This window comes from Paraburkholderia sp. (genome assembly GCF_028283785.1).
In the GTDB taxonomy this organism is placed as follows: Bacteria; Pseudomonadota; Gammaproteobacteria; order Burkholderiales; family Burkholderiaceae; genus Paraburkholderia.
The window spans coordinates 94,524-112,894 of the sequence record NZ_JAPWKB010000008.1; the positions used below are offsets into that span (position 1 = coordinate 94,524).

The window sequence follows — 18,371 nt, forward strand, 5'->3', positions numbered from 1 at the left end:
CCAACAAAAAGAAATCCGCTTAAGCAAAGCGGCAGCGCCGTGTTTTTGGATTTCGCGGAGCCTGCATAGAATCGTAGCATCGATTAACAGCCCGATGCACACCGGAGAACACCATGCACAAGCGGCCCTTATTCCTTGCCTGTCTATTGTCATTCTGCAGCGCCACCGCATTCGCGGACACTGTCGTCACGATTGGCTATGCAGGCGCGCTAACCGGCGCGCAAGCGCATTTTGGCAAGGACAGCCAACGCGGAATCGAACTCGCACTGAGCGAAATCAATGCAACGCATCCGGAGATCGGCGGAGTGCCAGTCAAGCTCGTACTCGATGCGCAAGACGATGCCGCCGATCCTAAAACGGCCACGACGGTTGCGCAGCGCTTCGTCGACAATCACGTCAGCGCCGTGATCGGTCATCAGAATTCGGGGACATCGATTGCGGTGGCAAGGCTCTATTCGGCCGCGCAGATCGCCGAAGTCACGCCCTCGGCAACCAATCCGCAATTCACGCATCTCGGATATCGCACGACCTTCCGGCTGCTGGCGAACGACACCTTTCTCGGCGAGGCCGTATCGAAGTACGCCGCGAACCAGTTGCATGTGCATCGCGTTGCGGTGATCGACGACCGCACCGCGTATGGTCAAGGTATCGCCGATGTCTTCGTCGACGATATCGGCAAGGCCAATATTCCCGTCGCCGCCCGCGAATACACGACGGACAAGGCATTCGATTTCGGCGCATCGCTCACGCTGATCAAAGGCAAGAGGCCCGACGCGATTTTCTTTGGCGGCATGGATACGCAAGGGGGTCCGATGCTCAAACAGATGGTCAAGTATCAGATGGACATACCGTTGATGGGCGGCGACGGACTCTGTACCCAAGAGATCCAGAAGCTGGCGGGCGATGCGCTAAACGGTAATCTGTTTTGCGCGGACGGCGGCCGCGTGCTGGCAAAAATGCCTGGCGGTCCCGCGTTTTCCAGCCGTTTCGAAGCCGCGTATCACGAGCCGATCCAGCTTTACGCGCCGTATGCTTACGACGCGATGATGGCGGTCTATCACGCGATGGTGCTGGCACAATCCACCGATTCAGCAAAAGTCGTCGACGCCCTGCATAACGTGTCGTTCCAAGGTGTCACCGGCCAGATCGCATTCGACGGCAACGGCGATCTGCGCTCACCAGCGGCTACCATTTCCACGTTCAGGAAGGGCAGCAAGGTCGCGCTTTCCGAGGTCACGCAATGACGTCTCAGATTCTTCCTGTCGGCTCGCCTTCGCTGCGCGAGGTCGCGCTTGCGATCACCGATACGCACGATCCCGACGTGCTGCGCGACGCCGAAGCCCTCGGCGAAGCAATCCGCGCGTTTCGCGCCGAACACGGCTTCGGCCGCGCGATTGCCGCGCCGCAGATTGGTATCGGCAAGCGGATGATCGGTCTCGCGCTGCCCGACTGGCCCACTGTCGTACTCAATCCCGAAGTGGTCTGGAAAAGCGAAACGCGCATGACGCTGTGGGACGACTGCATGTGCTTTCCCGACATGCTGGTGCGTGTGGAGCGCTATGCGTCGGTGTCGATCGAGTATCTCGGACTCGACGGTGAGACGTATCGCAAGGAGCGCCTCAGCCCCGCCGAATCCGAACTGATACAGCATGAAATCGATCATCTGAACGGCGTGCTGTCGTTCGATCGAGCCATCGGCGAGAACCCGTTCGTGCATCGCAGTGTGTTCGAAACAGGACGCGCGGCGTTTACGGAACAGGTCGATTACGTCCCGCAACCCCTGTGAGCTCACGATGACGACTGCCGATATCGGCCGCCTCGACGGCCTTACCTATCCAACCGGCATGGCCTTTATGGCCGGCCAGTACATGCCCATGTCCGAAGCGCGTATCTCCGTGCTCGACTGGGGCCTCTTGCACTCGGACGTGACCTACGACACCGTGCATGTCTGGAACGGCAAGTTTTTCAGACTCGATCTGCACCTCGCGCGGTTCCGCCGCTCGCTTGCGAAACTGCGTCTTCATGTCAGTCTCAGCGACGACGAAATCCGCGACGTGCTGGTGCAATGCGTCAAGCGTTCGGGGCTGCGCAATGCCTATGTCGAGATGCTCTGTACACGCGGTATTTCGCCCACTTTCAGTCGCGATCCGCGCGAGGCGATCAACCAGTTCGTCGCGTTTGCGGTGCCGTATGGATCGGTAGCGAATGCGCGGCAACTGAAGGAGGGCTTGCATCTGCATGTGATCGATACGGTGCGGCGCATTCCACCGGAATCCGTCGATCCGCAGATCAAGAATTACCATTGGCTCGATCTCGTGACTGCGCTTTTCGAGGGCTACGAAGCGGGCGCGGAAACGGTCGTGATCAAGGATACCGGCGGCAATATCGCCGAGGGGCCTGGCTTCAATATCTTCATCGTCCGGCAAGGCGAACTCTTTACGCCCGAGCACGGTGTACTGCATGGCATTACGCGGCGCACGGTGTTCGATCTGGCGGCGACGCTAAGCATCCCCGCACATGCATGCGACATGAGCGAAACCGAATTGCGCGGCGCCGACGAGATCTTCATCACGTCGACGGCGGGCGGCATCATGCCGGTGACGAAGCTGAATGGCACCAGCATTGGCGACGGCAAACCGGGGCCGTTGACGCGTGCATTGTTCGACGCTTACTGGGCCAAACACGACGATCCGGCGTGGTCGCTGACGGTGGATTACGACGCGCCTTAGCAGCGGCGGTAAAACGCTAGCTCCTGCTATCGATCCACCGCTTCTGGTCGCATCCGGAAGAGCGAGCCGTGCTTCGTCGGCTCACGCGACGCTGCGATTTTCGCGGGAGGCCAACTACCGAGGTTCGAGTCGTCCGAGACGGGCGTCATTCTGCAGCAGCACATATGAACGGCGCGAAGCGGAGCCTGGGGCCGGCAAGCCGGGCAGCGTACGTAGCGATCATGCGAGATCAACGGTGCGGACAAACTTCAGCAGTTGGTCGCTGACCTCGGCGGCGGCCTCATGTTGAACCCAGTGCCCCACGTTATCGAGTTCGAGTGCCCCCGCAAGGCCCGGCAAGCCGGCACGAAGGTGCTCCAGGCCAAGCGGATAGAGCTCCTTCAGACCGTCTGCGTTGCCCCAGATAAAAAATGACGGCTGAACGATCTTCGCGCCCTTCCACGGAGCGGACAAGTTGAAATACAGCTCGGCCGCGCGGTAGTAATTCAACCCTCCGTGGAAACCGGTACGGTGAAATTCCGCGATGTTATGCGCGACGTAGTCCGCTGGCGCCCACGCAGGCAACGGTCCCGGGGCAGCACGATGAAGGCTTCGAGCCGGATCCATTGGGCTCCACTGGAGGCCGGCCGGCGCAGTACCCGATGCCCAATACAGAATGCCGGGAATGGTCACCGCGGCGTTGGCCCAGATCTCGTCCGCGTCGGCCCGAATCTGCTCGAACATATAGAACTTGTTTTGATGCCCCGCTTTTCGCATTGTGTCGAAAACACTGACGTCTCCGCGCGGCACGAAAGGCACACTGAGGCCGAATACCGCCGCGAATCTGTCCGGGCGCATCAGCGCCGCGTTCCACGCGTGCGTCGCCCCCCAGTCATGACCGACGAGGACGGCACGGGAAATCTCTAGCGCATCGAGCAGACCCACCAGGTCGCCTGTCGTGTGCAAAGGGGTGTACAGGCTTGCGTCGGCAGGAGCCGAGCTGAGCCCATAACCCCGCATATCCGGAGCAATTGCTCGATATCCCGCCGACGCGATCGCTTTCATCTGCCGGCGCCACGTATAGGAGGTGTCCGGAAAGCCGTGGCAGAACAGCACGACTGGCCCGTCCCCCTGCTCCGTCACATGCAAGGTAATGCCGTTGGTCTCGATGTCATAGTGTTTTATGCCTTCGCTGGAATATGCTGCCATCTCATCGCTGTTCGAGGCACTCATTTCATTCACTCCTTTATTCGACACGCAGGACCCGACGCGACTCAGGATGCCTTAGTGATGGTTACGACAGTCCCTTCGCGTTGAGCCAGGAGCTGATTACCTGGATGAGTTCGGCCTTGTGTTCGAGCGGAAGCCAGTGGCCTGCGCGCAGCGTCGCCACCGACAGATCCGTGCAGGCATTTCGCATGGGCTCGCCGAGAGCGCTGCGGGTGATGTCGCAGATACCATCGAATTCGCCATTCACGAACAGCACCGGCTGGCTGAGGCGGCCGCTGTCAGGCGCAGTTCGAGCGTAGACGAGGTTGGCGTCATCGTTCAGATACCAGGCGTTCCCCGGACGAAAACCGGTCACACGGAACGCATCGACCAGCGCGTTGAAGTCAGCAGATGGCCAGAGCGCAGCGTCCGGAGCCACCGACGGCGCGCGACGTGCAGAACCGAACCAGCCGCCATTGCGCGAGACCAGCGCAGACCGTGAGATGTGACCCACGGAACCCGGATCTCCAGACCGATAGATCGCCGCCAGTGTCGCCGCTATGTCAGCATTGAAGTCGGCAACGGTATGATCGAAATGCGTCGTATAGAAGCGGTAATAGTCCCATTGCCCGTCGGGATAGCAGTCGGCGGGATAGAGCGTGCGATCGACCAGAGGCAGCAGGCTGCGCAACCCGAAGCTTTCAGGCATATACGGAACGGAGACGAAAACCACTGCGCGGCTGCGCTTCGCGTGATGCGCAGCGAGCGCCCCGGCCACCGGGCTTCCGAGATCGTGGCCGACCCATATTGCCGGACTCGCGCCCAGATGGTCATGAAGCGCGATCAGGTCGTCAACCACCTCTTTGAGCGCATAGGCATCGGGCGCGCCGGGTGTCGACGACCCGCCGTACCCGCGCATGTCCGGCGCAATGCAGCGCCAGCCCTCCGACGCGAAAGCCTCGATCTGCGCGCGCCACATCAGACCGACCCCAGGCCAGCCGTGAAGGAAAATCATCAATGGCCCCTCGGCAGGACCTGCCTCCCAATAGTGCGTGGAATGACGGGGCGAGGCGAAGGTGTGGGCGATCATGGCAGGTACTTTCTCGGGTGTGGTCGTCCGGGAAGGACGCGGTCTTCTCATTCCGTTTCGCAGCGTGGGTTCGCGAATGCAACCCAACGCGCTCCGGCTACGTCGAGAGCGGGATTCTGCAAACATGAGTACGAAATAATCATCAACCACCGATCAGGAGTATTACGATACTTCAGTTCAGATCTGGTGACTGAAACGTTCGTCGCCTTCCCAATTAATGAACTGAGCGGCGCTTTCAAATGTCTCTCGTAAGTTTTTTATCGCTGGCGCAACTGGCGTACACGTACGGTGAATCACCATGAGTTTGCGGCGGAGATGAGCCACGTGTTGGTCGAGGAATTGACCGGCACTGCGGCAATGACGGTGGAGGCACTATCAAAAAGCACGCGGCGCTGTTCGACTGACCGCGGTCCCGCAGCAAAGAAGTTGAACAAAACAGGAGCGCGTCATGCAGTCTTCCAGCATTGAACCAGTTAGCGAAATCGCAACGGAAGAATATCTTGCCAATCCCGTCTGGGCCGCTCTGGCTGAGGCTCCCCCCGCCTTCGTGGAGCGCCACGAAGGCGGAGCCCGGTATCGGCCGGAATTTGCACCGTTCGGGGCTGCGCAAAATTACACCGCGCAAAGCGTGTCACACGTTGTGGCGATGCTCCAGCCAGGACAGCGCCTTTCATTCTTCACGGCGGGCAAGCCTGATTTGCCGCCCGGCTTCGACGTGGTGCGCGAGGCTGTGGCAAATCAGATGGTTGCTGCCACTACGTCCACCGTATCGTCCGACGAGCGGATCGTGCGACTAGGCATCGACGACACACCGGATATGCTCCGGCTCGCCGAAATGACGGAGCCCGGACCGTTCAATCTCCGGACCAACGAACTGGGTCACTTCTTTGGCATCAGGAAGGGTGGCCAATTGGTGGCGATGGCAGGCGAACGAATGACGGCCGGGAAGTACGTCGAAATCAGCGCCGTATGCACGCACCCGGAATGGCGCGGGCGAGGGTTCGGTCGACAGTTGATGGAGCATCTGGCGGCAACAATCCAGGAACGCAACAGAGTACCGTTCCTTCATGTGTTCACCAATAATGTTTCCGCCGTTCGTCTGTATCGGGAGCTTGGCTATCGCGTTGCCAGGACCCTGCAACTGACGGCAATCATGAGGTCGTCGGCTGATGGAGGGTAATTGCTACGGCGCAAGGGCGGGGCGAGCGGCGCTGGCGTTGGCCTCACAGGACGATGCATCCTGGACATTGAAGAGATGGGGCACTCATAGGCAGAAACTGGCCACGCATCAGCGTATTGTGCAGGTCGCCGTTGCAAGAGACTACCCCATCCCGACCCATTGCTGTCAGTCGATACCCCTCAACCAACGTTCGATTTCAAGCCGTCAGCAGACACACTCCTCGCGACCGAATCCCGCTGCACAGCGACGCACTTGATCTCGACCAGCAAGCCTGGATGTGCGAGTTCGGCCACACCGATAGAAGTCCATGCGCAAGTACCGCGCGGAAAAATCCGATTTTTTACCTCGCGAAATATGGGCATATGCGCATGCATTTGCACGTGGTAAGTCGTCATATCGACGACATCTTCGAAAGTACACCCGGCCGCCTCAAGCACCACCCGGAGGTTCTCCCAGCACGCGACAAACTGTGTCTCCGGATCCGCGATCACTTCGAGGTCGGCGGTACGTCCGACCTGTCCAGCGCAGAACACCGTAGCACCCACCTTGACGGCCGGTACATAACCCGCGCGTTCAACAATACGCTGCATCGTCGGCGGCACGATCAATTCTCGGTCTGCCATGTGTTTGTCCGTTAGAGTCAGGAAAGCGGTCATCGACCGTCGGCTAGAGCATGACTGTACACGGCCGTTTTTCCCTCTAAGCGACTCCGGGAAAAACATTAAACCGGTATCCGTTTGCACGATGGTGCGTTACGAGGACCACGCCGCGTTCTGCAGAACGACTCGATACTCATCCCGGTCCGGGACGTAAAACACCAGTAAGTCCTCATGCGTCGGCGACGGCGCAACCGGGTGTGTGCGGCATTGGGTGAACTCGAAGTGATGGTCCATTCCGGATCGTCCGAGCATCACGCCGTCGAATCCATGGTGATCCTGGAATCGAGCGAGCACGACCAGGTTGAGGGCAATCACGTCGAAATTCCTGTCTGATGAAGACGGAAGCACCGGGACGAGCGGCGGGCGCGGCCGGCGCTTAAAATAAGGTTAACCTAAACTTTCTGAATCCAATCATGCGCTCATGGCGGCTCGATCGCCCCAGCCCGTCAGGACACCTGGATCTTTCGCGGGCGACCAGCCTGGTTTCATCCATCGGGAGTGACGATTCCAATGCATTTGCAGCGGAAGTCCTGAAACTGGTGGGGGAAGCGGCAGGCATCTCCCAGTGCACCGTATTTGCCTACGAATTTGGTACGCGCCCGAGGACGATCTCCGTCGCAGATCACCGTGGCGGCCGCTTTTTGCGTGACGTAGCGGATGCCTACGCCAAACGCTTCTACGCTCTCGACGGTAATCAAACGATCGTCTCGGCAAGCAGTTCCCACACCAGCTCAACCGTCCTGCTGCACCAGCAAACCAGCGAAGACGTGTTGCATGAGGACTATCGGGCTGCCTGCTATCACAAGCCCGATGTGTCAGGCCGACTGTCCCTTCTGCTGCAGCCGTCGCAGGGCATCTGGCTCTCGGTCAACCTCTATCGCGACCGTAGGCACGGACATTTTCACCAGAACGAAATCGCAATAATCGAGGCCTATGCACCGCTGATCGCGCAAGCGGCCAGGCATCATTACACGCTCTGTGGCCAGATTCAGACCGGTATTCCGCAGTTGATGTTGACCCGGGTTCGCGGACTCTGCCCTGATTTGTCCAGGCGCGAACTGGATGTACTCTGCGGCGTTCTGGAGGGCCTTACCGCGCAAGAGATCGGCGAGTCGATGGGTGTGAATGCCTCAAGCGTCGTAACCTACCAGAAGCGCGCATTTCGTCGCCTTGGTATTTCGAGCCAGCGTCAGTTGTTCGCCTTGTGCCTGGCGTCCGCCAAAAGCTAACGCTCGATTTCCCCGTCGATCCCACGGCTGCCGCGCCTCCCCGGCACGTGGCACCTGGGGTTTCTCCTGGTCTATCGCGCCCTTCGGCATGTACCCGATTTGGGGACAGCGCTGACGGGCGGCACGCCATACTTCGGTCATCGCCACACCTCGCCCCCCGGACGAACCTGACGCGATTGCATCGAGTGCTCCGGCGTTCGAGATAGCTTTAGATCGTGGAGACAACACACATGGAAACGACCCCATCGGCCGAGCGCGGACAGTTGCGCGGCGGGCCTTCGAACGACGCCGCGCAGCACGCCACCAGGCTCGAGCAGCATGTGATGGCAAAAGTCTCGCGGCATTTGCTGTGGTTTCTCTTCGTTCTGTTCTTTTTCTCTTTCCTGGATCGGATCAATATCGGATTCGCCGGACTGACCATGATGAAGGATCTGGGGCTTTCGGGGACCCAGTTTGGTCTGGCCACGACGCTGTTTTACATCGCCTACATCGCGTTCGGCATTCCCAGCAACATCGTTCTCGCGCGCATTGGCGCGAGGAAATGGATCGGGACCATCATGATCGCGTGGGGGCTGGCATCCACGGCGACGATGTTCGCGAGCAGCCCGGGCACCTTATACCTGTTGCGCGTGTTGGTCGGCGTGACCGAAGCCGGCTTTCTGCCGGGCATTCTGCTCTATATGACCTACTGGTTTCCCAGTACGTATCGCGCCAGAGCCAACGCGTTATTCATGATCGCGATGCCGGTGACGGCCGCCGTCGGCTCCGCGTTATCGGGATACGTGCTGGCACTGGACGGGACGCTCGGACTTAAAGGGTGGCAATGGCTATTTTTTCTGGAAGGCTTGCCGTCGGCGATCCTGGGACTGGTCGCGTTCGCTTATCTTCACGACTCGCCGGAAAAGGCAAGCTGGCTCAGTTCCGATGAAAAGCTCACGCTGTCCCGGACACTCGCTGCGGAGCACCGGACCGATCCGGTTCCGCGCACATCGACTATGAAAGAGAAGAGCCTTGTCAGCGAACTCGTGTCGCCGACGGTGATCAAGTTTGCGCTCGCGTACTTCTGTCTGGTCAACACGCTCGCGATGGTCGCGGTCTGGACGCCGCTGATCGTGAAGAGCTTCAGCGCTGACGCGAGCAACCGCACGATCGGTCTGCTGGCTGCCATCCCGCAAATTTGCACCATCGTGGCGATGATCTGGTGGGGGAAGCGTTCCGATCGCAAGCAGGAGCGCAAGTGGCACCTGATGCTGCCCATGCTGTTCTCGGCTGCGGGCTGGCTCTGTACGGCCTACTCGGCAAACCCCGTCGTGCAGATGCTGGGGATCTGCCTGGCGTCGGCAGGCTCATACACCGCGATGTCGATCTTCTGGACGACACCCGATCACGCGCTGAGCTTCCGGGCTCGCGCGGTCGGCATCGCGGTGATCAATGCCACGGGAAATATCGGCTCAGCGTTGAATCCGTTAGTGGTGGGCTGGCTCAAAGACCTGACCCATAGTTTCTCGGCCGGGTTGCTGTACGCAGCGGCACTGCTCGTGATCGGCGCCGTCGTCGTGGCAGTGCTGCCGATCGAGTCGACGCGCGAACGCCGCACCCAACTTACAGGACGCGTTAGTTAGCCGGTGCTCGCTGCGCTGGTTGAGCGCGTCAGACTGTGGCGAAGTCGCCTGGCTACGACGACGGGCGATGCCCGATCCCGAGCCACACTTCGCTCAAGGATTCGTTAAGGAGCAAACGATGGAATTCAAAACCTATCCCTTTTCTGCAAAAAAATATCCAGCCAAGGTGCCGCAACTGGACAATGGCATCGAGGTTAGGCGACATGCGGTTACGATCGTCGGCGGCGGCCCGGTCGGCTTGACGGTCGCCCTCGGCCTGGCGAACCACGGCGTACCTTCCGTGTTGATCGAAGCCGACGATTCAGTGTGCTATGGCAGTCGTGCAATCTGTATCTCGCGCCGGAGCCTGGAGATCATTGAGCGCCTGGGTGCTGCGGACGGATTTTTGAAAACCGGCTTGCCGTGGGCTGGCGGGCGTAGTTTCTACCGCGACACCGAAGTGCTGCACTTCAAGATGCCGCAGGACGAGAACCAGAAGCTGCCGCCCATGGTGAACCTCGCCCAATACCATATCGAGCAATTCCTGCTGGACGCCGCAGAAAAGAAATCGGATCTGATAGACATCCGCTGGCAGACACGGGTTACCGCGATCGATTCGCGGGCAGACGGCGCGACACTTGAACTCAGTACCCCCGAAGGTGACTATTCGCACAACACGGACTGGGTCGTCGCCTGTGACGGCGGGCGCAGCACGATTCGCGAGTCTCTCGGTCTGCAACTCAAGGGCACGAGCTACGAGGGCCGTTATGTGATCGTCGATATCGAGCTTGAGAGCGACCGGCCGACCGAACGCCTGGCCTACTTCGACCCTTCGTCCAACCCCGGTTCCACCGTCCTGGTCCACAAGCAACCTGACAACGTCTGGCGCATCGACTATCAACTGCGTGACGGCGAAGACGCCGAGCAGGCCGTGAAGCCGGAGAACGTGATGCCGCGCGTGCAGAGCTTGCTGGACATGATGGGCGAGCGCGGCGCCTGGGCGCCGATCTGGATTACGATTTACAAAGCCAACGCGCTGACCCTGGAAAGCTATCGCCACGGTCGCGTGCTGTTTGGTGGCGATGCGGCTCACCTGGTTCCGATTTTTGGTGTGCGCGGCGCAAACTCAGGCATTGACGACGCGGACAATCTGGCGTGGAAACTGGCCTTCGTGGTCCGCGGCCTCGCCTCCGACGGATTGCTCGACAGCTATTCGGCCGAGCGCGTCGCTGCGGCGCACGAGAACCTCAGGCACGGCACCAAGAGTACCGAATTCATGGCGCCGCCGTCGTTCGCCTTCGATCTGATGCGCAAAGCCGTGTTGAGTCTGGCGAGCAGGCATGAACGCGTGCGTTCGTTGATCAACCCGCGACAGACCTCGGCCATTACCTATAGCGCATCGCCGCTAAACGCTGCGGAACTTGATCCAAGCGCGTTTGCTGCTGGTCCGGTGCCGGGCGGCGTGCTTCCCGAGTGTCCGTTGACGATCGTCGAGGATGGCAACGCGCGGGAAGCTCATCTGACAGACCTTGTCGCCCCCTGCTTTACGGCCTTGTATTTCAGCGAGGACGGTAGGGTGCCCCCGGAATTCTCTGCGCTCGAGGAAACGCTTGGAAGGGGCAAGCTGCCTTTCAAGCTGGTCCCCGTGAGCTCGCATCTAGACCCTGAGAATAAACGCGAACACAACTGGGACCACACGGGACGACTGTTCGCCATGTACGACGCAACACCCGGCACCGTGTATCTGGTTCGTCCGGACGGTCATGTACTGGGGCGCTGGCGCGCAGCAGGCGCGGCGGAGATTGCAACCTCCATTCACCACGCGCTTCACACGTGATCACAACCACCCTCACAAAGGAGAACGCGATGACCGATAGCGACCTCGATACCGTCTATACCCGACTGTGCAAGACCATGACGCAACTGGGCGAGGCGAACACGTCCTTGTTCCTCGCGCGGTTTGCGATGCTCGCGATCGATACGATCGACGACCCGTCCGTCGCGCTGCACCTGATCGACGACGCAAGCGAGGGCTTGCCTGAGTAAGAGCGGGTTGCGGGCTTCGCAGGCAAGTGAGGCCTACGACATCCCCTACATCAGGTTGAAATACTCCCGCTGCTCCCACTCCGACACTTCGGACTCGTAGCGCGCGATTTCCGCGCGTTTGATCCTGACGAAATAGTCGATAAACCCGCGCCGAACGCTTCGCGCAGGATCGCGCGTTGCGATTCGACTGCCCACTGGTCGTGAACGTTGATGTCGTGACCCATGCCGGTGTACGTCTCGGTCAATTGCTCGCCGCGACGGCCGATATCGACGGTGCGTACGAAGTCGAACTGGCGAGAACGGGGCGATGAATCACGGTCATACGAGCGGCAAGTCTGCTCGAGAGCCTGCTTCAACAGTGGGTGGATGTGGACTATAGCTGCGGAGAAGGGATATGCGGCGCGCGCTGGCGGCAAGGTGATGTTGGTGCGTGTGTCGCATGCCGCAGGGGAGAGGCTGACCTTGGACCTTTGAGCGTTAAATCACGACCATAGTGACGAAACCCCGTGCGCGCAGATCGATCTCAACCGCCGCAGCGGATGAGATCGATGACTGTGCGGGTCGATCAGAAACGATGGCGCAGCGAGATGTGCACGCCGAGCTGGTGGTTGCTGGCCGACGGCGTTTGTCCGGTCAACGCGGCAACGGCAGGTTGACCGAGGGAATCGGTGCCGGCAGCGTGTTCGTAGACGAGCACACCGTAGATATCGGTCAGACGCGACAACGTGTAATCGGCGCCCGTCGCGAGAAGATGATAGGTCGCGCTTCCACGATTGCTTGCGCCGGAATTGTGCGTGTAGTCATACGACGCGCCTGCCGACCATGCCGGAGAAAAGCGGTACGACATGCTCGCTTCGGCGCTGTTGAAGGTCGCGTTACCCGAGTAGTTGAACGGATTCGGACCGTCGGCGAGATTGCCCAGATGCTTGAACTGCGTATTCGTATAGACCACGTTGAAGGTGGCCGCGCCGACCTTGTACGATGCGCCGGTGGCGATGATCTGCAAGGTCTTCGCGGACGCGTATCCGGCAATCGTCGGAACCGACTGGGCGGTGGTCGCCGAACCGACGCCGCCCAGGTTGTTGCTGGCCGCGGTGGTGCCGGCGTTCGCCTGGCTGCCGTAGAACGAGAAGTTCGGGTCGCGGGCGTTCAGGTAAGCCACTGCGACGGACAGCGGGCCCTGCGCATACGCGGCGCCGAGCGAATAGATCTGCTTTTGCGTCACGCTGCCGGCGACACCGCCGACGCTATACACACCGCCAAACGACAAGCCGTTGTACGACGGGCTCAGGTAGCGGATCGAGTTGTTGCTGCGGCGCGTGTTGGCGAGGTTATCGACGTCGCCCGGGTGCGAGACCATGTATCCGCCCCACGTTGCGACGGCGGCGAACGGTTGCACGAACATATCGACCGCGTCGTATTGCCGGCCGGCCGTGATCGTTCCGAGCGTATTCGATTTCAGGCCGACGAAAGCCTGCCGCGCGAATTCCGCACCGCCGAGGGCGATCGTGCCGTTGCCGCCGCTAAAGCCGTTTTCCAGCGTGAAGATCGCCGCGTTGCCGCCGCCCAGATCCTCGGACCCGCGAATGCCCCAGCGCGAACCCGTCACGCCCGACGTCGCCGCGTCCTGAAACGAGTATTGCGATGCGCCGGTCAATGCGCCGTTGGTGCGGCCCGTTTGCGCGTTGCTGGTGTAGCTGAGACCCACATCGATGAGCCCGTATAGCGTGACGCTGCTCTGTGCAAATGCGGAGGAGGAGAGGCTTGCAGCCGCAACGGTCGCCAGGGCGCCGAACGCTTTCGTCTTCGTCATGATTTTCGATTTAATTTATCACCGTACCCGTCGATGCACGGGAATCGATGCCGCGAGGGGGCGAAGTTTTTATCACGAAAGCATGGCGCTGCGCGTGGAAATGCCGCATTGATGCAAAAAAACGTCATTCACGAGCGGGTGCCGCGCGGTGGTGGACCGCACGGGCGAGGGCGTATCTGTCAGCGCGCGTTCGGGGCCGCGCGCGTAATCAAGGGCGCATATCAGTGGCGCGTCTTCAGTGGCATTCAGTGATACGTCGTCGTGGACGACTGCAGCTTCGTCAGGTCGCCGTGCATGAACCGGAACCAGCCCTGGGCGCTTTGCATCACGACTTCATCGCCTTGCCAGAACACGCGCCTGACGGTCATGCGCCTGCCCGTGCGTTGCACGAGCGGCGGGTGGCGTCGAAAGTCGTATAGCACCGGGCCCGAATCGGTTTGGACGAGTGAGCGAACCACGGCGTCGTTTGCATTGCCGATGTCGTCGAAATGCGTGAGTGCTTTCGCGCTGAACCGGTCGAGAGGGGCGTTGTCGAGCGTGGCGACGAAATCGTGGTTGTCGCGCACGAATTGCAATTCGCCGGACGGCGTGACGAACGGGCCGGGCGCGTTGCTTTGCGCATGCGCGTACGTCGCGAACGAGGCGGCGGCGAGTGCGTTGAGTGCAGTGAATGCAGCGAGGATCAGTCGTTTCATATTGCCTTCGGGATCGGGCGGGCCTTGCTAATTTTAGTAGTCTTTTCGCTCGCTGATCTCACGCCGCCGTTTCACCGTCGATGCGCTCGCCGTCCACGTTATCCAGCGCGTTCAGCAGCCCCGCGAGCCACTTTTCCGAGCCCCAAAAAAAATGGCGCCGCAGACGTTCTGTCTGCGGCGCCATTGCGTGGCGCTACGACGAAAACAACACGCCGTAGCCCAAGCTCACGCTTACATCTTCACGGTGTCTGCCACTTCCTTGAAGTCTTCGATCTGATCGAAGTTCATGTATTGGTAGATCTTGTCGCTGTCGGCGGTCAGCACGCCCATGTCGGCCATGTATTCTTCCTTGCTCGGAATCTTGCCCAGACGCGAGCAGATTGCCGCCAGTTCCGCCGAGCCGAGATACACGTTCGTGTTCTTGCCCAGACGATTCGGGAAGTTACGGGTCGAGGTCGACATGACCGTCGCGCCTTCGCGCACCTGTGCCTGGTTACCCATGCACAGCGAGCAGCCCGGCATTTCGGTGCGGGCACCGGCCGTGCCGAACACGCCGTAGTGGCCTTCTTCAGTCAGCTGCTTCTGGTCCATCTTGGTCGGCGGGGCGACCCACAGCTTGACCGGGATGTCGCGCTTACCTTCGAGCAACTTCGATGCAGCACGGAAGTGACCGATGTTGGTCATGCACGAGCCGATAAAGACTTCGTCGATCTTCGCACCGGCCACGTCCGACAGCGTCTTCACGTCGTCCGGATCGTTCGGGCAGGCCACGATCGGTTCGTGGATGTCGGCCAGGTCGATGTCGATGACGGCAGCGTAGTCGGCGTCAGCATCCGGCGACAGCAGTTGCGGGTCGGTCAGCCATTGTTCCATCGCCGCGATACGGCGCTGCAGGCTGCGCGGGTCCTGATAGCCCTGCGCGATCATCCACTTCAGCAGCGTGATGTTGCTGTTGAGGTACTCGATGATCGGTTCCTTGTTCAGGTGCACCGAGCAACCCGCGGCCGAACGCTCGGCGGACGCGTCCGACAGTTCGAACGCTTGCTCGACCTTCAGTTCGGGCAGACCTTCGATTTCGAGAATGCGGCCGGAGAAGATGTTCTTCTTGCCTTGCTTGGCCACCGTCAGCATGCCTTGCTTGATGGCATACAGCGGAATTGCGTTGACCAGGTCACGCAGGGTCACGCCCGGCTGCATCTTGCCCTTGAAGCGGACCAGCACCGATTCCGGCATGTCCAGCGGCATCGTGCCGGTGGCAGCGGCAAAGGCGACCAGGCCCGAACCGGCCGGGAAGCTGATACCGATCGGGAAACGCGTGTGCGAGTCGCCGCCGGTGCCGACGGTGTCGGGCAGCAGCATGCGGTTCAGCCACGAGTGGATCACGCCGTCGCCCGGACGCAGCGCGATGCCGCCACGGGTGCTGATGAAGTTCGGCAGCGTGTGGTGCGTCTTCACGTCCACCGGCTTCGGATACGCAGCGGTGTGGCAGAACGATTGCATGACGAGGTCGGCCGAGAAGCCGAGGCACGCCAGATCCTTGAGTTCGTCGCGGGTCATCGGGCCCGTGGTGTCCTGCGAGCCGACCGAGGTCATCTTCGGTTCGCAGTACGTGCCCGGGCGCACGCCCTGGCCTTCCGGCAGACCGCACGCGCGGCCGACCATCTTCTGCGCCAGCGAGAAGCCCTTGCCGCTGTCGGCAGGCTGTTGCGGCAGGCGGAACAGCGTGGACGGCGCGAGACCCAGCGCTTCACGTGCCTTGGCGGTCAGGCCACGGCCGATGATCAGCGGAATCCGGCCACCGGCGCGCACTTCGTCGAACAGCACGTCGGACTTGACCTGAAACTCGGCGATCACTTCGCCGTTCTTCAGTGCCTTGCCGTCGTACGGGCGCAGTTCGACCACGTCGCCCATTTCCATGCTCGACACGTCGAGTTCGATCGGCAGGGCGCCGGCGTCTTCCATCGTGTTGTAGAAGATCGGGGCAATCTTGCTGCCCAGGCATACGCCACCGAAACGCTTGTTCGGGATGAACGGGATGTCTTCGCCCGTGAACCACAGCACCGAGTTGGTAGCCGACTTGCGCGAGGAGCCGGTGCCGACCACGTCGCCCACGTAGGCGACCAGGTGACCCTTTTCCTTCAGCGATTCGATGAACTTGATCGGGCCGCGCTTGCCGTCTTCTTCCGGGGTGATGCCGGGACGGGCGTTCTTCAGCATTGCCAGCGCGTGCAGCGGGATGTCCGGGCGGGTGGTGGCGTCCGGTGCCGGCGACAGGTCGTCGGTATTGGTTTCGCCCGTGACCTTGAAGACGGTAACGGTCAGGCTTTGCGGCACTTCCGGACGGCTCGTGAACCATTCGGCGTCGGCCCAGCTTTGCAGCACGGCCTGAGCGTGGGCGTTGCCTTTGTCGGCCAGGTCCTTGACGTCATGGAACTGGTCGAACATCAGAAGGGTTTTCTTCAGCGCGTCGGCGGCCACCGTAGCGACTTCGGCGTCGGTCAGCAGTTCGATCAGCGGCTGGATGTTGTAGCCGCCCAGCATCGTGCCGAGCAATTCGGTGGCGCGGGCGCGCGAAATCAACGAGCAGGCGGTCTGGCCTTTAGCCACGGCGGCCAGGAAGCCGGCCTTCACGCGAGCGGCTTCGTCCACGCCGGCGGGCACGCGATACGTGATCAGTTCGAGCAGGGTCTGCTCTTCGCCAGCAGGCGGATTCGTCAGCAGTTCGACCAGTTCGGCGGTCTGCTGAGCCGTCAGCGGCAGGGGGGGAATACCGAGCGCGGCGCGAGCGGCCACGTGAGCACGAAAGTTTTCAAGCATTGGGGACCTGCTGGTATTGCGTTTCTGGGGGGAGGCTTTTCAGGCCTCCGAGACTGTTCAGGGCACTGCTTTAATCGGGATTCTATTCGCGATATTCCGCAACGTCAAATGTCTTATGTCTTATATAAGAGTTGAAAGTAAAGCGTTGGGAATCAGGGTCGCAAGGGCACGCCGGGCATTGAGTTCGATATCTGGCGACTATGTGGGATCGTTGTCGCAGGCGGTTTTCCGGGCGATTCCGACGCTGTCGAGCGCGGTTGCTAGTTCGATTGCCGGACGGCGCGGCGCGTCTTTGCTTCCGGGCGAGCAGCCGTTTCGCTGTGCAATGCCTGTTCGACGAACGCGATGAAAACGCGCGCTTTCCCATTCAGTGCCGAGCGCTCGGCGACGCACGCGTAGAGGTCCATTGGTTCTGGCTCGGCGTAGGCAGTGTTGCTGCTACCAGGTTGGAACAACGGCAGCAAACGTCCGCTGTCGATCAGCGGTTGAGCAACGAAACTGGCGAGCCGCGCGATACCGCCGCCGTTCGCAGCGATCTGCGCGAGCATATCGATGTCGTCGCAGACGAAGGCCGGTTTGACTTGCGCGTCGAAACGCCGGCCGTCCCGCACGAAACCCCACGGGAGGAAACGTCCATCGGTCGGATATCGAAAGACCACGCACGCGTGATGTTTCAGGTCCTCGGGCGTATCGGGCACGCCCGCGTGGTCGAGATACGCGCGCGACGCGCAGAACACGAACGGTCGCGACGCAATCTTCCGGGCGACCAGCCGATCGTCGAGTTGCGCGGCGATACGAATGCTCACGTCGATACCTTCCAGCCGATGATCGACGGGCCGGTCGGTGCCGATGAGTTCGAGGTCGATACGCGGATAGGCAGCCTTGAACGCGGGCATTAGCGGCGCGAGCACATGACGACCGAACGCCGCCGTCGTCGCCACGCGGAGCGGCCCTTGCGGCGCGGTCCCGGAGGTCGCGGCCTGCGACGCGAGATCGATATCGCCGGGAATGTGCCGCACCTTCTCGTAATAGCGCGCGCCGCTTTCGGTGAGCGCCATGCTGCGTGTCGTGCGCGAAAGCAGGCGCACGCCCAGATGAGATTCGAGTCGCGTGATGCCCTGACTGACGGCGGCGGCGCTCACGCCTTGCGCGCGCGACGCCGCCGCGATACTGCCGGTCTCCACGACGCGGATGAAGCTGTTGATCAACCCGAGAATGTCCATTGCCCGTCGTCGCCTTGTCGTCTGTTTCGTAAATTTTACTTAAGAATGAATCAAGTAACGCGCGACTACCGACGGGTTCAGCTGCTTGCTACGCTGGCGAT

16 protein-coding genes are annotated in these 18,371 nt (G+C 60.9%); 8 read left to right on the forward strand and 8 right to left on the reverse strand.

The features are described from left to right. Positions 1-113: 113 nt before the first annotated feature. From PW947_RS10045 to PW947_RS10055, 3 genes are read left to right on the forward strand one after another with little or no spacing between them, the layout of a single operon-like run. On the forward strand, positions 114-1,244 hold the full coding sequence (locus PW947_RS10045; protein WP_299631318.1) for a branched-chain amino acid ABC transporter substrate-binding protein: 1,131 nt from the start codon (positions 114-116) through the stop codon (positions 1,242-1,244). Continuing rightward, positions 1,241-1,786 carry a peptide deformylase gene (locus tag PW947_RS10050; protein WP_299631320.1) on the forward strand — a complete coding sequence of 182 codons (546 nt, stop codon included), beginning with the start codon at positions 1,241-1,243 and terminating at the stop codon, positions 1,784-1,786. Before PW947_RS10045 ends, PW947_RS10050 begins: the two co-directional genes overlap by 4 nt. A gap of 7 nt (positions 1,787-1,793) precedes the next feature. Further along, complete coding sequence (locus PW947_RS10055) at positions 1,794-2,729, forward strand: aminotransferase class IV (RefSeq protein ID WP_299631321.1); 936 nt, start codon at positions 1,794-1,796, stop codon at positions 2,727-2,729. Positions 2,730-2,948: 219 nt separating this feature from the next. On the opposite strand, the gene PW947_RS10060 is transcribed toward PW947_RS10055, so the two are convergent. Together PW947_RS10060 and PW947_RS10065 are read right to left on the reverse strand one after the other, a co-directional pair. Further along, positions 2,949-3,941, reverse strand: coding sequence for an alpha/beta hydrolase (locus tag PW947_RS10060; RefSeq protein WP_299631322.1), 993 nt, complete (start codon positions 3,939-3,941; stop codon positions 2,949-2,951). Between the two features lie 61 nt (positions 3,942-4,002). Continuing rightward, entirely contained in the window at positions 4,003-5,007 is a 1,005-nt protein-coding gene (locus PW947_RS10065; RefSeq protein ID WP_299631323.1) for an alpha/beta hydrolase, read from the reverse strand. A gap of 448 nt (positions 5,008-5,455) precedes the next feature. Between PW947_RS10065 and PW947_RS10070 the strand changes: the two genes are divergently transcribed. Continuing rightward, positions 5,456-6,187: a GNAT family N-acetyltransferase gene (locus PW947_RS10070; RefSeq protein ID WP_299631324.1), complete on the forward strand. Its 732-nt coding sequence runs from the start codon at positions 5,456-5,458 to the stop codon at positions 6,185-6,187. Positions 6,188-6,366: 179 nt separating this feature from the next. On the opposite strand, the gene PW947_RS10075 is transcribed toward PW947_RS10070, so the two are convergent. Then, positions 6,367-6,810, reverse strand: coding sequence for a RidA family protein (locus tag PW947_RS10075; protein WP_299631325.1), 444 nt, complete (start codon positions 6,808-6,810; stop codon positions 6,367-6,369). 129 nt (positions 6,811-6,939) lie between these two features. Continuing rightward, positions 6,940-7,161, reverse strand: a complete 222-nt coding sequence (locus tag PW947_RS10080; protein ID WP_299631327.1) for a hypothetical protein — start codon at positions 7,159-7,161, stop codon at positions 6,940-6,942. 98 nt (positions 7,162-7,259) lie between these two features. Between PW947_RS10080 and PW947_RS10085 the strand changes: the two genes are divergently transcribed. The 4 genes from PW947_RS10085 to PW947_RS10100 all read left to right on the forward strand — a co-directional run bounded on the left by PW947_RS10085 (position 7,260) and on the right by PW947_RS10100 (position 11,722). Continuing rightward, a complete protein-coding gene (locus PW947_RS10085; protein ID WP_299631328.1) occupies positions 7,260-8,075 on the forward strand; it encodes a LuxR C-terminal-related transcriptional regulator in 816 nt (271 codons plus the stop codon). A 230-nt stretch (positions 8,076-8,305) separates the two neighbouring features. Further along, positions 8,306-9,697: an MFS transporter gene (locus PW947_RS10090; protein ID WP_299631330.1), complete on the forward strand. Its 1,392-nt coding sequence runs from the start codon at positions 8,306-8,308 to the stop codon at positions 9,695-9,697. Positions 9,698-9,815: 118 nt separating this feature from the next. Then, positions 9,816-11,513 (forward strand): FAD-dependent oxidoreductase, encoded by a 1,698-nt coding sequence (locus tag PW947_RS10095; protein ID WP_299631332.1) that lies wholly within the window; start codon positions 9,816-9,818, stop codon positions 11,511-11,513. Positions 11,514-11,542: 29 nt separating this feature from the next. Beyond that, the gene (locus PW947_RS10100) at positions 11,543-11,722 is read left to right on the forward strand and encodes a hypothetical protein (RefSeq protein ID WP_299631334.1); all 180 of its coding nucleotides are present in this window, start codon (positions 11,543-11,545) and stop codon (positions 11,720-11,722) included. 565 nt (positions 11,723-12,287) lie between these two features. On the opposite strand, the gene PW947_RS10105 is transcribed toward PW947_RS10100, so the two are convergent. The 4 genes from PW947_RS10105 to PW947_RS10120 form a co-directional block, all read right to left on the reverse strand. Next, complete coding sequence (locus PW947_RS10105) at positions 12,288-13,535, reverse strand: porin (protein ID WP_299631336.1); 1,248 nt, start codon at positions 13,533-13,535, stop codon at positions 12,288-12,290. Positions 13,536-13,780: 245 nt separating this feature from the next. Next, positions 13,781-14,230 (reverse strand): hypothetical protein, encoded by a 450-nt coding sequence (locus tag PW947_RS10110; protein WP_299631337.1) that lies wholly within the window; start codon positions 14,228-14,230, stop codon positions 13,781-13,783. 231 nt (positions 14,231-14,461) lie between these two features. After that, a complete protein-coding gene (acnB, locus tag PW947_RS10115) occupies positions 14,462-17,047 on the reverse strand; it encodes a bifunctional aconitate hydratase 2/2-methylisocitrate dehydratase (protein ID WP_299631338.1) in 2,586 nt (861 codons plus the stop codon). A gap of 260 nt (positions 17,048-17,307) precedes the next feature. Further along, a complete protein-coding gene (locus PW947_RS10120; protein ID WP_299631339.1) occupies positions 17,308-18,270 on the reverse strand; it encodes a LysR family transcriptional regulator in 963 nt (320 codons plus the stop codon). Positions 18,271-18,371 lie beyond the last annotated feature (101 nt).

What these genes read in the sequence shown, in the direction of transcription:
- PW947_RS10095 (WP_299631332.1), top strand. Translation starts at nt 9,816, where the DNA reads ATGGAATTCAAAACCTATCCCTTTTCTGCAAAAAAATATCCAGCCAAG.
- PW947_RS10120 (WP_299631339.1), bottom strand. Translation starts at nt 18,270, where the DNA reads ATGGACATTCTCGGGTTGATCAACAGCTTCATCCGCGTCGTGGAGACC.
- PW947_RS10105 (WP_299631336.1), bottom strand. Translation starts at nt 13,535, where the DNA reads ATGACGAAGACGAAAGCGTTCGGCGCCCTGGCGACCGTTGCGGCTGCA.
- PW947_RS10090 (WP_299631330.1), top strand. Translation starts at nt 8,306, where the DNA reads ATGGAAACGACCCCATCGGCCGAGCGCGGACAGTTGCGCGGCGGGCCT.
- PW947_RS10055 (WP_299631321.1), top strand. Translation starts at nt 1,794, where the DNA reads ATGACGACTGCCGATATCGGCCGCCTCGACGGCCTTACCTATCCAACC.
- PW947_RS10110 (WP_299631337.1), bottom strand. Translation starts at nt 14,230, where the DNA reads ATGAAACGACTGATCCTCGCTGCATTCACTGCACTCAACGCACTCGCC.
- PW947_RS10100 (WP_299631334.1), top strand. Translation starts at nt 11,543, where the DNA reads ATGACCGATAGCGACCTCGATACCGTCTATACCCGACTGTGCAAGACC.
- PW947_RS10065 (WP_299631323.1), bottom strand. Translation starts at nt 5,007, where the DNA reads ATGATCGCCCACACCTTCGCCTCGCCCCGTCATTCCACGCACTATTGG.
- PW947_RS10070 (WP_299631324.1), top strand. Translation starts at nt 5,456, where the DNA reads ATGCAGTCTTCCAGCATTGAACCAGTTAGCGAAATCGCAACGGAAGAA.
- PW947_RS10050 (WP_299631320.1), top strand. Translation starts at nt 1,241, where the DNA reads ATGACGTCTCAGATTCTTCCTGTCGGCTCGCCTTCGCTGCGCGAGGTC.
- PW947_RS10075 (WP_299631325.1), bottom strand. Translation starts at nt 6,810, where the DNA reads ATGGCAGACCGAGAATTGATCGTGCCGCCGACGATGCAGCGTATTGTT.
- acnB (WP_299631338.1), bottom strand. Translation starts at nt 17,047, where the DNA reads ATGCTTGAAAACTTTCGTGCTCACGTGGCCGCTCGCGCCGCGCTCGGT.
- PW947_RS10060 (WP_299631322.1), bottom strand. Translation starts at nt 3,941, where the DNA reads ATGAGTGCCTCGAACAGCGATGAGATGGCAGCATATTCCAGCGAAGGC.
- PW947_RS10045 (WP_299631318.1), top strand. Translation starts at nt 114, where the DNA reads ATGCACAAGCGGCCCTTATTCCTTGCCTGTCTATTGTCATTCTGCAGC.
- PW947_RS10085 (WP_299631328.1), top strand. Translation starts at nt 7,260, where the DNA reads ATGCGCTCATGGCGGCTCGATCGCCCCAGCCCGTCAGGACACCTGGAT.